The 13,704-nt window shown below is 61.8% G+C and carries 12 protein-coding genes; all 12 read left to right on the forward strand.

What is annotated here, in order from left to right:
- The first annotated feature begins 184 nt into the window (after positions 1–184).
- Entirely contained in the window at positions 185–1,231 is a 1,047-nt protein-coding gene (locus CHB75_RS01850) for a C4-dicarboxylate TRAP transporter substrate-binding protein (RefSeq protein WP_089268803.1), read from the forward strand.
- Positions 1,232–1,306: 75 nt separating this feature from the next.
- Entirely contained in the window at positions 1,307–1,816 is a 510-nt protein-coding gene (locus CHB75_RS01855) for a TRAP transporter small permease (RefSeq protein WP_089268804.1), read from the forward strand.
- 4 nt (positions 1,817–1,820) lie between these two features.
- Positions 1,821–3,158, forward strand: coding sequence for a TRAP transporter large permease (locus CHB75_RS01860; RefSeq protein WP_089268805.1), 1,338 nt, complete (start codon positions 1,821–1,823; stop codon positions 3,156–3,158).
- A gap of 32 nt (positions 3,159–3,190) precedes the next feature.
- Positions 3,191–3,997 carry an IclR family transcriptional regulator gene (locus CHB75_RS01865; RefSeq protein ID WP_089268806.1) on the forward strand — a complete coding sequence of 269 codons (807 nt, stop codon included), beginning with the start codon at positions 3,191–3,193 and terminating at the stop codon, positions 3,995–3,997.
- Positions 3,998–4,087: 90 nt separating this feature from the next.
- Positions 4,088–6,175, forward strand: coding sequence for a 3-hydroxyacyl-CoA dehydrogenase NAD-binding domain-containing protein (locus tag CHB75_RS01870; protein WP_089268807.1), 2,088 nt, complete (start codon positions 4,088–4,090; stop codon positions 6,173–6,175).
- Positions 6,176–6,185: 10 nt separating this feature from the next.
- The gene (locus tag CHB75_RS01875) at positions 6,186–7,361 is read left to right on the forward strand and encodes an acetyl-CoA C-acyltransferase (protein ID WP_089268808.1); all 1,176 of its coding nucleotides are present in this window, start codon (positions 6,186–6,188) and stop codon (positions 7,359–7,361) included.
- Between the two features lie 75 nt (positions 7,362–7,436).
- Positions 7,437–8,633: an acyl-CoA dehydrogenase family protein gene (locus tag CHB75_RS01880; protein WP_089268809.1), complete on the forward strand. Its 1,197-nt coding sequence runs from the start codon at positions 7,437–7,439 to the stop codon at positions 8,631–8,633.
- A gap of 3 nt (positions 8,634–8,636) precedes the next feature.
- Entirely contained in the window at positions 8,637–9,755 is a 1,119-nt protein-coding gene (locus tag CHB75_RS01885; RefSeq protein ID WP_089268810.1) for an acyl-CoA dehydrogenase family protein, read from the forward strand.
- Between the two features lies 1 nt (position 9,756).
- Positions 9,757–10,182 (forward strand): PaaI family thioesterase, encoded by a 426-nt coding sequence (locus tag CHB75_RS01890; RefSeq protein ID WP_089268811.1) that lies wholly within the window; start codon positions 9,757–9,759, stop codon positions 10,180–10,182.
- Positions 10,179–10,976, forward strand: coding sequence for an oxepin-CoA hydrolase, alternative type (locus tag CHB75_RS01895; protein ID WP_089268812.1), 798 nt, complete (start codon positions 10,179–10,181; stop codon positions 10,974–10,976). The genes CHB75_RS01890 and CHB75_RS01895 overlap by 4 nt, the downstream gene beginning before the upstream one ends.
- On the forward strand, positions 10,973–11,995 hold the full coding sequence (locus tag CHB75_RS01900) for an NAD(P)H-dependent flavin oxidoreductase (protein WP_089268813.1): 1,023 nt from the start codon (positions 10,973–10,975) through the stop codon (positions 11,993–11,995). The genes CHB75_RS01895 and CHB75_RS01900 overlap by 4 nt, the downstream gene beginning before the upstream one ends.
- Entirely contained in the window at positions 11,992–13,527 is a 1,536-nt protein-coding gene (locus CHB75_RS01905) for a class I adenylate-forming enzyme family protein (RefSeq protein ID WP_089268814.1), read from the forward strand. The genes CHB75_RS01900 and CHB75_RS01905 overlap by 4 nt, the downstream gene beginning before the upstream one ends.
- The last annotated feature ends 177 nt before the right edge of the window (positions 13,528–13,704 follow it).

Here is a 13,704-nt window from a genome sequence, read left to right on the forward strand (position 1 = left end):
TCTTCTCTTTTCAAATACGCACTTACAAAACTTCAAAACACGCGGCGCCGCCCGGCGGTCGCGTTTGCTGTCTATTCTTGAACTGCTCATTTCCCATGCACACAGTTCTTGATTTCGGCAAAATTCGGCGCTACAAATTCGCATGTCAGAAATAAATTCTGCATAGTGGAAATGGGAGGGCACTATGAAGCGTTTTCTACTTGGCGCAACGGCATCTGCTTTGATCGCGATGTCCGGCGCCGTACAGGCACAATCTTTGTTCGTCGGCGAAGCGGGGCCCAATCGCGGCGCACGCGCCGTGGCGCTGCAATGGTTTGCCGACAAGGCGGTCGAGCTTTCGGACGGCCAGCTTGAAATGGATATCCAATGGGGCGGGGCGCTGTTCAAGGCGGGTGCGGCGCTGAACGGTATCGCTGATGGCGTTGCCGATCTGGGTACTGTCATCTCGGTCTATTTTCCGCAGGAGATGGTCGCCTATGGTATCGCTGATCTGCCGATCCAGAACCCGGATGCCTGGGTGGGGATGAAGGCGACGGACGAATTGATGCGGGGGAGCGAGAGCATCAAGGCGAACCTGGCCGAGATGAACCTTGTTTACCTTGGAACCTTCACCACCTCGGCCGTGCACATCGGCTGCAAGGGCGCGGCGATCCGTACGGTCGAGGATATCAAGGGCCTCAAGGTGCGCGGTGTGGGCGCTTATGGTGATACCTTCCGTGAGTTCGGCGCGAACATGGTGCCGATGTCGATCTATGATGCGTATCAGGGCCTCGACACCGGCCTGATCGACTGCTCGCAGGGCTATTCCTATGCCATGGCGGCGCTCAAGCAGCAGGAAGTGATCGACAGCTACACGCTGTTGAACTGGGGTCAGGTCGGCGCGCTGGGGGTACTCATGAACAAGGACTCGTTTGATGCGCTGGATGCGCCGGTGCAGGAGGCGCTTCTGACCGCTGGTGAAGGCATGGCAGACAAACTGGGCGAGTTGATCACCGCCGACAACGACAAGGCCATCGAGACGATGAAGGCCGCCGGGGTCGAGATCATCGAGTTGCCGGAAGCGGAGCGCGCAAAGCTGGTCGAGACCAGCAAGCAGTTCCTTGACCAGTGGGTCGAGCGGGCAGGGCAGGCGGGCCTTGATGGCGCGGCGCTGCTGGACGAGTACCGTGGCCTGATCGAAAAGTATGAGGGCATTCGCGACGAGCAGGGCTATCCTTGGGCGCGCGGCTGATCTGAACGGCTGAACCAAAGCGGGCCCGCTGGTTTGCGGGCCCACCTTTTCCCAATTTCTCTACCAGAGGTGTCCATGCTGCGACGCATCGAACAGCTTTTGCTTGATCTGGCCGTTGCGGCGGTGATCGGGCTTGGCGTCCTGATCACGGCGACGGTTCTGTTGCGGGTGTGCTTCAACTCGGGTGTGCCGGATGCCATCGTCATGGTGCGCGAACTGATGGTGGCTGCCATCGTGCTGCCGCTGGCCGTGACCACGGCGCAGAGGGCGCATATCGCGGTGGAATTTGTTTCCAACCATCTGTCGGAAAACGGACAAAAGGCGCTTGTGGTCCTTGGTTCTGTCGCGGGCCTGTTCGCTCTGGCGCCGCTGATCTATGCGGGCTGGCGCGAGGCGGCACATGCAATGACTTCGGGGGGCTTCTTCTTTGGCGAGCTGATGCTGCCGAAATGGCCGGGTCGGGTGATCTTTCTTATTGGCATGTCCTTTTGCTGGTTGCGCCTGCTGCTGATGGTTGTCGCGGATTTCAAGGCGATGTGGCACGGCGAGCCTTTGGCTGAAACCGCCTACGGGACAGAGGGTTAAGCGCATGGATGGAACTCTTGTCGGGCTATGCGCCTTTGGAGCTGTGATCCTGTTGCTGGGCCTGCGTGTGCCGATTGCCTTTGCGCTGGCCGGTGTTGCGACGGTGGGGACATTTGTGATGTTCGCCTTTCGCACCGGGGCCTTTGCACCCGAGCGAGCCGTGCGGCCAACGACCTCCCTGGTGTTTTCAAACTCATTCGACCTGATCCATTCCTATGATCTGTCGATGATCCCGCTATTTGTGGCCCTTGGCCACATCGCCTATCGCGCCGATATCACGACCAAGATCTACCACGCGGCGCGTGTCTGGCTGGCGCGCATTCCCGGCGGCGTGGCGATTGCATCGGTTGTGGGCTGTGGCGGGTTTTCGGCGATCACCGGATCGTCCATCGCCTGCGCGTCCACCATGGGGCGGATCTGTTCGCCCGAGATGCTGCGGATGGGCTACGACAAACGCCTCGCCACGGCGTCGGTCGCGGCGGGCGGTACCCTTGGATCGCTAATCCCACCGTCGGTGCTTTTCATCATCTACGGGATCTTTACCGAAACCTCGATCTCCTCGCTCTTTCTTGCGGGTATCCTGCCGGGGCTGCTGTCGCTGCTGGGGTTCATCCTTGTCATCTATGTCTGGGTTCTGCGCGATCCGTCGGCGGCACCGCGGTTCACCGGTATCATCACGACGCGCGAAAAATTCGCCGCGGCGCTGGATGCCTGGCCCGCAATTGCCCTGTTCACTATCATTGTCGGCGGCATCTACGGCGGGTTCTTCACCGCGACCGAGGCGGCAGCGGTCTGTGTCTCAGCAGCCGTTGCGATCGGGTTTGCCCAAGGCAAGTTGACCGTGAAGGCGCTGATCGAGGCGCTGCGTGAAACCTGCGTGCAGACTACGGCAATTTTCCTTATCGCAGCCGGGGCCAAGATTTTCGTCGCTTTCATCGCGCTGACCGGGGTCGCGGGCGAAATCGTACAGGTGGTGACCGATGCGCAACTGTCGCCCTTCATGCTTCTGGCGGCCATCGCGGCCATCTATCTGCTGCTGGGCATGTTCCTTGACCCAATCGGGATCATGGTGCTGACGCTTCCGCTGATGGTGCCGCTGGTTGAAACCTATGGCTTTGATCTGATCTGGTTCGGGGTCGTTGTGATCAAGCTGCTGGAAATCGGGTTGATCACGCCGCCAGTCGGGTTGAACGTGTTTGTCATTGCCGGGGTGGTGGGCAAGGAAGTTCCGATTGATCGGATCTTTGCCGGCATCCTGCGCTTCCTGTCGGTGGATGTGATCGTACTCATCCTGATCATGGCCTTTCCGATCATTTCGCTTCTTATTCCGGGGTCCATGTAGCTCATGCCGGACACGCGAAACAGGAGCTCCCGATGACCAAAGTGACCGAAACCGATCGCCGTTTTGCTACCACGCTGGCGCGGGGGCTGGCGGTGTTGCGCGCCTTTCGTCCCTCGGATGATGGTCTTGGCAATGCGGAGATTTCGGAACGTACGGGCCTGCCGAAATCGACCGTGTCGCGCCTGACCTTCACCCTGCAGTCGCTGGGATATCTGAATCACGCGCGCCGACATGACCGCTATCGTCCGGGGCCTGCGCTGCTGGCGCTGGGGAATGTGGCGGCTTCTTCGATTTCCTTTGTGGATCTGTCGGGCGGCATCATGCAGCGGCTGGCGGACGAAACCGGCACGCTGGCGCTGTTGTTGGTGCGGGACAAGAACAGGTTGCTGATCGTCAAGACATGGCGCCCGCGCAATGTGTCGTCCCTGTGGCTGGAGGTCGGGCACAGGATTCCGTTCAACGGCTCATCCTCGGGGCATGCGTTGCTGTCGGCCCTTTCCGATGAGTTGTTCGAGAGGACAGTGACAGAGGCCGACGGCGACCGGGGGCTGACGCCAGAACGGGCACAGGAAATCCGCAAGACGGGCTATGCGCAACTGCTGGCCAATGGGACGGTGATCGCCGACCCGACCGAGTATTTTGCGAACAGTATCCACGCCGTCGCCAAGCCGTTTCATTCCCGCGATCTGAGCGAGCCTGTCATCTTTACCTGTGGCGCGACGCCCGCCGATCTGAGCCTTGAGCGGTTGCGCACCGAAGTCGGCCCGGCGCTGAACGACGCTGTACGCGAGCTTGAGCGGATGATGGGGCAGGGATCGGCCGTCTCGATGCGTGGATGAGCATAAATCTGGCCGCAGAGCGGAATGCAAAGCGGCATGTTGGAAGAATACCGGTCTGAACTCCGGTCCGAGCTATGAAAAAGGGATCGCATGACACACCCCGTGACATATGAGCGAGAGGGCCGGATTGGCCTTATCCGTATCGAAAATGGCCCGGTTAATGCCTTGGGTCAGGCTGTGCGCGCCGGGCTGGACGCTGCGATAGAAGCGTTCATTCAGGACGGTGAGGCCGGAATTGCAGTGATCTATGGCGCGGGGCGGCTGTTCATCGGCGGCGCGGACATTTCCGAATTCGGCAAACCGCCGCAGGATCCCTGGCTGCCCGAGGTTATCAACCGGATTGAGGCCTGCCCCAAACCGGTGATCGCCGCGATGCACAGTGCGGCACTGGGTGGCGGTCTTGAGGTGGCGCTGGGATGCCATTACCGGCTGGCCATGCCGGGTACAAAGCTGGGTCTGCCCGAGGTCACGCTGGGCATCCTGCCCGGAGCAGGCGGCACACAGCGCACCCCGCGTCTGACCGGGCTGGCAAAAGCGATGGAGATGGTGTCCTCCGGTGCGCCCGTTACTCCGGAAGCGGCGCTAGAAATCGGTCTGATCGACCGTATCGGCACTGGCGATCTGCTTGAGGATGCCAAGGCTTATGCCTCTGAACTGTTGGCGCAGGCTGCACCGGTGCGCCCTGTTTCTGCCATGCCGCGCCCCGCTGCGGACGCCACAGCCAGCGCCACGATCAGGGCCACCTTGGCGAAAACGGCACGGGGCCTCGTGTCACCTCTAGCCGCAGTCGAGGCGGTCGAGGCCGCCTGCGATCAGGATTTGCCCGAGGGGTTGGCGTTCGAGCGCGCCAAATTTCAGGAGATGATGCAAACGCCGCAGCGCGAAGGGCTGATCCATGCTTTTTTCATCGAACGCAAGGTCGCGCGTCTGCCCGAAATCGATGGCATCGAACCAAGGACGCTGTCGCAGATCGGCGTGATCGGGGGCGGCACCATGGGGGCAGGCATCGCCACGGCCGCGTTGCTTCGGGGCCTGTCGGTGACGCTGATCGAACAGGACGGGGCCGCCGCAGAAAAGGCGCGCGACACCATTGCCGGAAATCTGGGTGCGGCCATCAGGCGGAGCAAGCTGACCGAAGAGGGGCGCGATGCGATCCTGGGGCGGACTCTGGCCACTGCGACGGATTACGGCGAACTGAAAAACGCAGATCTGGTGATCGAAGCGGTGTTCGAGGATATGGCCGTAAAGAAGGCTGTCTTTGCCGAGCTGGACCGCGTCTGCAAACCCGGCGCGATTCTGGCAACTAACACCTCCTACCTCGACATCAACGAAATCGCGAACAGCATCTCGCGCCCTGCGGATGTCATCGGATTGCACTTTTTCTCACCCGCCCATGTGATGAAATTGCTTGAGGTCGTGGTGGCGGACGAAACCGCGCCTGATGTGACCGCCACCGCCTTTGCCCTGGCAAAAAGACTTGGCAAGGTCGCTGTGCGTGCCGGGGTCTGCGACGGTTTCATCGGCAACCGCATCCTGTCGCATTATCGCGCGGCGGCGGACCGGATGGTTCTGGCTGGGGCCAGCCCGTTTGAAATTGATAGGGCCCTTACCGATTTCGGTTTCGCCATGGGGCCGTACGCGGTGGCGGATCTGGCCGGGCTCGACATCGGTTACATGACGCGGCAGCGCAAAGCGGCGGACCGAGACCCTCAAGAGGTTGTGCCGGTCTGGGCGGACGAACTCTACCACCTCGGGCGTTTGGGGCAAAAGACCGGTCGTGGCTATTACATCTACGAAGGGCGGAAGGGCACACCTGACCCGGAAGTCGACGAGATGATCGTCAAGGCTCGTGCCGATGCCGGGATCACTCCGCGCACCTTCACCAAGGACGAGATCGTGCGCCGCTACATGGCGGCAATGGTGAACGAGGCGGCTCGTGTGGTGGAAGAAGAGATCGCGCAGCGTCCCCTTGATGTCGATGTGACGCTGCTCGCTGGCTACGGGTTTCCCCGATATCGCGGCGGGCCGATGAAGTGGGCCGACATGCAGGGGCTCGAATCCCTCCTGAGCGACATGGAATCCTATGCTCAGGACGATCCCTATTTCTGGCACCCGGCGCCGCTGCTGATGCGGCTGGTTGCCGAAGAGCAGACATTTGACAGCCTGAACGCAGGCTAAGGAGAGACCGATGAAAGATCCCGTTATCGTATCCGTTGCACGCACACCGATCGGCAAGGCCGGGCGCGGTGCTTTTAACATGACCCATGGCGCGGTCATGGCGGGCCATGCGGCGGCGCAGGCCGTGGCGCGCGCGGGCATTGACCCCGCGCTGATCGAGGACAGCATCTGGGGCTGCGGCTATCCGGAATATGTCACCGGTGGCAATATCGCCCGTCAGGCGGTGATCCGCGCGGGGCTGCCAGTGTCCATCGCCGCGACCACAGTGAACCGGTTCTGCGCCAGCGGGTTGCAGGCCGTGGCCATGGGGGGCCACATGATCGCCCACGAAGGCGCGAAAGCCGTGCTGGTCGGTGGAGTCGAAAGCATCTCGATGGTGCAGCTGCCGGTGCGCAATTCGCGCGAGGCCTGGATCGAGGCAAACAAGCCTGACCTCTACATGGCAATGATCGACACCGCGGACATCGTTGCCGAACGCTATGGCATTTCACGGGCCGCACAGGATGCGCTGAGCCTGCAAAGTCAGCAGCGAACGGCAGCGGCGCAGGATGCCGGGCGGTTCGACAAAGAGATCGCACCGATCACCGTGACCAAGGCAGTCAAGGACAAGGTCAGCGGCGAAGTATCCGAGGTTGAGGTCACGCTGGACAAGGACGAATGCAACCGCCCGACCACCACCCTGGAAGGTCTTCAAAAGCTCGAACCGGTCAAGGGGCCCGGCAAGTTCATCACCGCCGGCAATGCCTCGCAACTGTCTGACGGGGCGGCGGCATTGGTGATGATGGAGGCGGACGAAGCCGCAAAGGCGGGTCTTGCGCCGTTGGGACGGTTCCGCGGCTTTGCAGTCGCGGGCTGTGAGCCGGATGAGATGGGGATCGGGCCGGTCTTTGCCATTCCGCGCCTGTTGGCTCGTCACGGGCTGACCGTCGACGACATTGATCTTTGGGAATTGAACGAGGCTTTTGCCAGTCAGGCGCTCTATTGCCGCGACTTTCTTGGCATCGACAATGATCGTCTGAACGTCGACGGCGGATCAATCTCGGTCGGGCACCCGTTCGGGATGACCGGCGCGCGGATGACCGGCCACCTGCTGATCGAAGGCCAGCGTCGCGGTGCCAAACTGGGCGTGGTGACCATGTGTATCGGCGGCGGACAGGGCGCAGCCGGGCTGTTTGAAATCTTCTGAAGCGCACTCAGCAAAGTAGCGCGGACCCGCCCCCCAAAGGTGAAGCGGTCGCGCATAACAAGAAAGGGTCCGAACATGGATCTGAACTACACAGACGAACAGAAGGCCTTTCGCGCCGAGGTGCGGGCCCTTCTGGCCGACAAATTGCCCACACGGCTATCGGACAAGGTGGCGGGCGGCAAACGTCTGACAAAAGCCGACTACGAGGAATGGCACGCGATCCTGAACGCGCGGGGATGGCTGGCGGGAAACTGGCCCGAGCAGTTTGGCGGGACTGGCTGGGACGCCGTGCAACGGCATATCTTCGAAGAAGAAACCACCGCCGCCCACGCGCCCAGGATCGTTCCATTCGGCCTCGCCATGCTGGGCCCGGTGCTGCAGAAGTTCGGCAATGACGCGCAAAAGGCGCAGTATCTGCCGCGCATCCTTAACGGCGATGACTGGTGGTGCCAGGGTTATTCCGAACCCGGTGCCGGGTCGGATCTTGCATCGGTCAAGGCCACGGCTGTGCGCGATGGCGACCACTATATCGTCAACGGGCAGAAGACCTGGACCACGCTGGGTCAGTACGCAAACATGATCTTCTGCCTCGTACGGACGTCGAAAGACGGCAAGCCGCAGGAAGGCATCTCTTTCCTGCTGATCGACATGGACACCCCCGGGATCGAAGTGCGCCCCATCGTTCTGCTGGACGGTGAACCCGAGGTGAACGAGGTTTTCTTTGACAATGTCAGGGTGCCTGTCGAGAATCTGGTCGGCGAAGAGAACAAGGGCTGGACCTATGCCAAGTATCTGCTGACACATGAGCGCACGAACATCGCCGGCGTCGGCTTTGCCCGGGCGGGACTTGCCAGTCTGAAACGCATCGCGGGGTTGGAGCAGGACGGGGATCGCAAGCTGATCGAAAATCCGTTGTTCGCCGCGAAGATCGCGCAGGTCGAGATTGACCTGATGGCGATGGCGACAACCAACATGCGCATTGTCGCGGCGGCTGCTGGTGGACAGGCGCCCGGGGCAGAAAGTTCGATGCTCAAGATCAAAGGCACGCAAATCCGGCAGGAAATCAACGCGCTGACCCGTCAGGCTGTTGGTGTCTATGCGATGCCGTTCGTATCCGAAGCACTGGATGAAGGCGTGAACGCCGAACCCGTTGGTCCGGCTTATGCGATGCCCGCCACGCAGGCCTATTTCAACAACCGCAAGCTGTCGATCTACGGCGGGTCCTCTGAGGTCCAGCGCACGATCATCAGCAAAGCCATTCTGGAGCTTTGAGCCATGAACTTTGACCTCACAGATGAACGCCAGATGCTTCAGGACGGGTTGCGCCGCTACCTTCGGGAGACCGTGACAGCCGATCTTCTGGCCTCGGCGACCGGGTCCGATATTGGTCAATCCGAGGTGCTTTGGAACGGTCTAGCCGAGATGGGCGTGATTGGCGCACTGTTCACCGAAGATCAGGGCGGATTTGGCGGCGCGGGTTTTGACCTTGCCTTGGTGTTCGAGGAACTGGGCCGCGTTGGTGCCTTTGAACCGCTGCTCGAGATGGGTGTTCTTGCGGGCGGATTGCTGGCCGAACTTGGTCAGGAAGGGATTGTGGAAGACATCATTGGCGGCACGGTGCGTGTGGCCTTTGCCCACGCTGAGCCTGCGTCGCGCTACGATCTGAGCCATGTTGACGCAACTGCGACCGCGTCCGGCGATGGCTGGACCCTGACCGGGCGCAAGAGCGTCGTGATCGCGCTGCCCTTTGCCACACATGTCCTGATCTCGGCCCGCACCGGGGGCAGCACAGGCGATACGTCAGTCATTTCGCTGTTTCTGCTGCCGGTTGATGCCGTCAGTTTCCGCGACTATCCGCTGAACGGCGGCGGACGCGCGGGCGAACTTGATCTGGACGGCGTGTCGGTGCCAAAGGCTGCGCTCATAGGGTCCGAAGGCAATGCCTGGGACGCTTTGGAACGTGCCAATGCACGCGCCGTTACGGCGATCAGCGCCGAGGCCTTGGGGCTGATGGAAAGTATCCGGACGCTGACCACGGAATACCTGCAGACCCGGCAGCAGTTTGGCAGACCGATCGGAAAGTTTCAGGCCCTCCAGCACCGCATGGCCGATGTCCTGATCGAGATCGAGCAGGCCCGTTCCGCCGTGATCAACCTTGCTGGACATCTTGAAGCGGATCGCGTGACGCGCGAACGCCATGTCAGCGCCACCAAGAACCTGATTGGACGCGTCGGGCGGTTGGTGGTTGAGGAAAGCATTCAGATGCACGGGGGCATCGGCATGACTGAGGAATACGCGCTCGCGCATCTCGTCAAACGTCTGACGATGATCGACCACCGCTTTGGGGACACGGATTACCATCTGGAACGGTTCATCCGTCTGTCGGCCGCCTGAGATGGAGCTGATCGAGGCGGAAACCGGCACGCAGCGGTCGCTGGGTTATGTGCTGGATGTGGGAAATCCGGATGGCTGCGCGCGCTGCTGGCTGGATGTGGCCGAGGGTCATTTGAACCGGCATCACGTGATGCATGGCGGTATCGCGGGGCTTCTGCTGGACAGTGCCATGGGGGCGACTGGCAGTCTGACGGTGGACCCAACGGGGCGCGCGCCCTTCCTGACCGTGTCACTGACCACACAGTTCGTTGCTGCGGCGCGCGCCGGTCAACGCGTCACGGCAATGGGGCGGGTCACGGGCGGCGGAAGGTCGCTGCTGTTCATCGCCGGAGAGCTTGTTGCCGATGACGGTACACTGATCGCCACGGCGAGTGGTGTCTTCAAGCGCGTGGCATCGGATAGCCTTGGGAAGGATCGTTCCAAATGACAAAGCGCGCCTATGTCGAAGATCTTGGTGACCGTCTGGTCGTGGTGAATTCATTTCCGGAACGGCGCAATCCACTGGGTCCGGATCTGTATACCGCCATTCTGGAGGCCACCGGGCGTGCCGCAACCGAGGCGCGGATCACCTCGGTCACGCTCTGGGGTACCGGCGGTTTTTTCTGCGCGGGCGGTGATCTTAACACATTGTCCGAAAGGCGGAATCTGAGTCTGGATGAACTCGGCGAGCAGATCGAAGAACTGCATGACGTGATCCGATCACTCCGCACCTGTCCCAAACCGGTGATAGCTGCTGTGGACGGCGGTGCAGCGGGGGCGGGGGTGTCGCTGGCCTTTGCCTGCGATTTCATTCTGGCGGCAGAAGATGCCAAATTCACCGCGGCCTATGTCAGCGCTGGTCTGGTGCCCGATGGCGGTCTGACAAGTACCCTGTCTGATGCCCTGCCGCGCGCCATGGTCGCCCGGATGACATTGCTGGGCGAACCCGTCGCGGCAACACGGCTATATGATCTTGGCGCAGTCTACGATGTGACGCCGCCGCTGGGCACGCGGGAGGCGGCGCTGGCGCTGGGTGACAGGATCGCCGCCGGACCGACCGTCACCATCGCACGCATCAAGGCATTGTTGGGAACGGCGCGGCACGTCGATCTGAAAACCCAAATGGATCATGAGCGTGACGCCATGGCTGTGGCGCTTGGTTCGGATGAGGCGCGGGAAGGCATGGGCGCGTTTCTGGAAAAGCGCCGTCCCGATTTCAAAACCCTGAGGGAGCGTGAATGACACCCGCCGATCCCGCCTTGGAAACCGCGCTCACCCGGGCCTTCGATCTGCGCCTGCCGGTGGTTGCCGGGGGACTCATGTGGCTGTCAGATGCGGGTTATGTCGCCGCAGGTGCGCGGGCCGGGGTGCTGTCGTTTCTCACCGCAGCGAGCTTTCCGGAGCCGGGGGCCCTCAGGGCGGAAATCCGGCGCTGCCGCGATCTGGCCGAAGGGCGGGAGTTCGGCGTCAATGTCTCGATGTTGCCAAAGCTCGTGCCGGGGGAAAAGACGGCGGATGTGTTTCGCTTGATCGCGGATGAAGGCGTGCGGGTTGTCGAAACTTCGGGGCGCAATCCCGAGGAATATCTGGAAATCCTCAAGGATGCAGGCATCACGGTGATCCACAAGGTGCCTTCGTTACGCTTTGCCCAGAAGGCGCAAGCTATTGGCGTGGATATGGTTTCCATTGTCGGCGCAGAATGCGGCGGGCATCCGGGGATGGATCTGGTTGGCACCATGATCAACGTGGGCCTGGCCGAGCGGCGGCTGACAATCCCCTTCCTGCTGGGTGGCGGGATCGGGGCGGGCAGCCAGATTGTTGCCGCGCTGGCCGGTGGGGCCGCAGGCGTTGTGATGGGCACGCGCCTGCTGGGAGCGCAAGAGATTGCGGCGCATGACAGCTATAAGGCGGCGCTGGTCGCCGCGGATGAGCGGGACACGGCGCTGACCATGGGATCGGTGCGCAACACGATCCGGTCGCTGAAGAACGAAACGACGGCGATCGTCACGGCGCTTGAGGCGGAACAGCCCGATATCGGGATCGAGGCGCTGATGCCACATGTCACCGGCGCCATCGGGCGGCGCGCCTACGAGACCGGCGATACGTCACACGGCATTCTTTCGGCGGGGCAGGCGCTGGGTCTGCTGGAACGATCCGAGCCGCTGGCGGACATTATTGCCCAGCTGGAAAGTGAGGCGTTGCGGGCACTGGCCCGGCTGCGCCCTGCAACGCAAACTTCACTACAGGAGGCCGCGAGATGACATCGTCGCCAGCATTCAACCGGATACACCAACTGCTGGACCGCAACGTGGCGCTACGCGGCGGGGAAACAGCGGTCATTGATAGCGATGGACGGCAGGTGGACTGGCGCGAATATTCTGCCATTTCAGAGGGATACGCCGAGTTGATGACACGGGGCGGGGTTCGGCCCGGAGACCGGGTTCTGATCGTGGCCGAGAACTGTCTGTCCGTGGCCGCCAGCATTTTCGGGGCAAGCCGGATTGGTGCCTGGGCGGTGCCGGTGAACGCCCGTATGGCCCCGCACGAGCTTGACCGGATCATGTCCCATGCCGATCCGGCGATGGTGATCTTTACCAGTCAGGTGTCCAAAGAGGCAGCGGCCCATGCGGACCATTGCAGTGCTGCGTCGGTGGCAACCGGTGCTGGACATGTGCACGTTCTATGGCGTGACCGGACCAGCGAAGAGGTCATGGAGGAGGGGCCGGGCGGTGTTGCGGTGCTGCTTTATACCACCGGCACGACAGGTGATCCCAAGGGCGTGATGCTGAGCCACGGCAACCTGCTTTATGCGGCCAAAGCATCGGCCGAGCTGCGGGATCTGGGGCCGGGGGACCGGGTCTATGGGGCGCTGCCGCTGACGCATGTTTTCGGGTTGGCGTCGATGCTGATGGCGTCGGCCCATGCGGGGGCGACGGTGCAATTGGCGGCGCGGTTCAGCCCGGCGGCGCTGTATCAGGCGCTGCTGGATGGGGTGACGGTGCTGCCTGCGGTGCCGCAGATGCATGCGTTACTGATGGCCTATGCCGTTGAAAACGGGCATGAAAAACTGGACAGTGCGGTGCTGCGCTATGTGTCGTCCGGTGCGGCGCCGCTGGACCCTGCGTGGAAGCGCAAGGCGGAAGGGTTCTATGGCATCGCGTTGCAGAATGGCTATGGCATGACGGAAAGCACGGCAGGGGTTTCGGGCACGCGCAACCCCAGGGGGCTGGCTGATATCAGTGTCGGACCTGCGCTGCCGGGGGTCGAGATTGCCCTGGACGAAAGCATGGGCGGTGAGCCGGGTGTGGGCGAGGTTCTGACACGCGGGCCGCATGTGATGAAGGGCTATTTCCGCAACCCGTCAGAGACCGCCAAGGCAGTGAGCGCCGAGGGTTGGTTGCGGACCGGAGACCTTGGAAAAATTGATGAAAAACAATACCTTCACATCGTTGGTCGCTGCAAGGAATTGATCATCCGGGGTGGTTTCAACGTCTATCCGCCCGAGGTTGAGGCGGCGCTGAACGACCATCCCGCAGTGGTGCAATCGGCGGTGATTGGTCGGCGGGGTGAGGGTGGAAACGAGGATATTCTGGCCTTTGTGCAGGTCACACAGCCGGGTGTCGTGCAAGTATCTGAACTCAAAGAATTTGTTGCCGGACGGTTGTCGAATTACAAGCGGCCCAGCCGGATTTTTCTGGTCGAGGCGCTGCCTGCGTCGGCAACCGGGAAGATCCTGAAACACAGGTTGCTGAGCCATTTTGCCGATCTGCTGGAGGCGCCGGCAGAGGTCTGAAAACCGGTCTGGATTGCGTATGGCAGGCGTATGGAAAGCGTATGGCTGACGTATGGCTGTGATGCGAGCGGTTCGCAGTGCGCCCTATGTCGTTTTGCGGCTTTGGGACCATGCGGGACGAAAACCGGATGCCGGGGATGCCTTGACCGGATCGGTCCGGTTTGCGCCGTTTGGGCG

It is taken from the genome of Puniceibacterium sediminis, from assembly GCF_900188035.1.
Taxonomy (GTDB): domain Bacteria; phylum Pseudomonadota; class Alphaproteobacteria; order Rhodobacterales; family Rhodobacteraceae; genus Puniceibacterium; species Puniceibacterium sediminis.

Bases quoted from the DNA above. Each gene is read 5' to 3' on its own strand.
- CHB75_RS01850 (WP_089268803.1), top strand. From the start codon at position 185: ATGAAGCGTTTTCTACTTGGCGCAACGGCATCTGCTTTGATCGCGATG.
- CHB75_RS01870 (WP_089268807.1), top strand. From the start codon at position 4,088: ATGACACACCCCGTGACATATGAGCGAGAGGGCCGGATTGGCCTTATC.
- CHB75_RS01860 (WP_089268805.1), top strand. From the start codon at position 1,821: ATGGATGGAACTCTTGTCGGGCTATGCGCCTTTGGAGCTGTGATCCTG.
- CHB75_RS01890 (WP_089268811.1), top strand. From the start codon at position 9,757: ATGGAGCTGATCGAGGCGGAAACCGGCACGCAGCGGTCGCTGGGTTAT.
- CHB75_RS01880 (WP_089268809.1), top strand. From the start codon at position 7,437: ATGGATCTGAACTACACAGACGAACAGAAGGCCTTTCGCGCCGAGGTG.
- CHB75_RS01895 (WP_089268812.1), top strand. From the start codon at position 10,179: ATGACAAAGCGCGCCTATGTCGAAGATCTTGGTGACCGTCTGGTCGTG.
- CHB75_RS01855 (WP_089268804.1), top strand. From the start codon at position 1,307: ATGCTGCGACGCATCGAACAGCTTTTGCTTGATCTGGCCGTTGCGGCG.
- CHB75_RS01875 (WP_089268808.1), top strand. From the start codon at position 6,186: ATGAAAGATCCCGTTATCGTATCCGTTGCACGCACACCGATCGGCAAG.
- CHB75_RS01905 (WP_089268814.1), top strand. From the start codon at position 11,992: ATGACATCGTCGCCAGCATTCAACCGGATACACCAACTGCTGGACCGC.
- CHB75_RS01900 (WP_089268813.1), top strand. From the start codon at position 10,973: ATGACACCCGCCGATCCCGCCTTGGAAACCGCGCTCACCCGGGCCTTC.
- CHB75_RS01885 (WP_089268810.1), top strand. From the start codon at position 8,637: ATGAACTTTGACCTCACAGATGAACGCCAGATGCTTCAGGACGGGTTG.
- CHB75_RS01865 (WP_089268806.1), top strand. From the start codon at position 3,191: ATGACCAAAGTGACCGAAACCGATCGCCGTTTTGCTACCACGCTGGCG.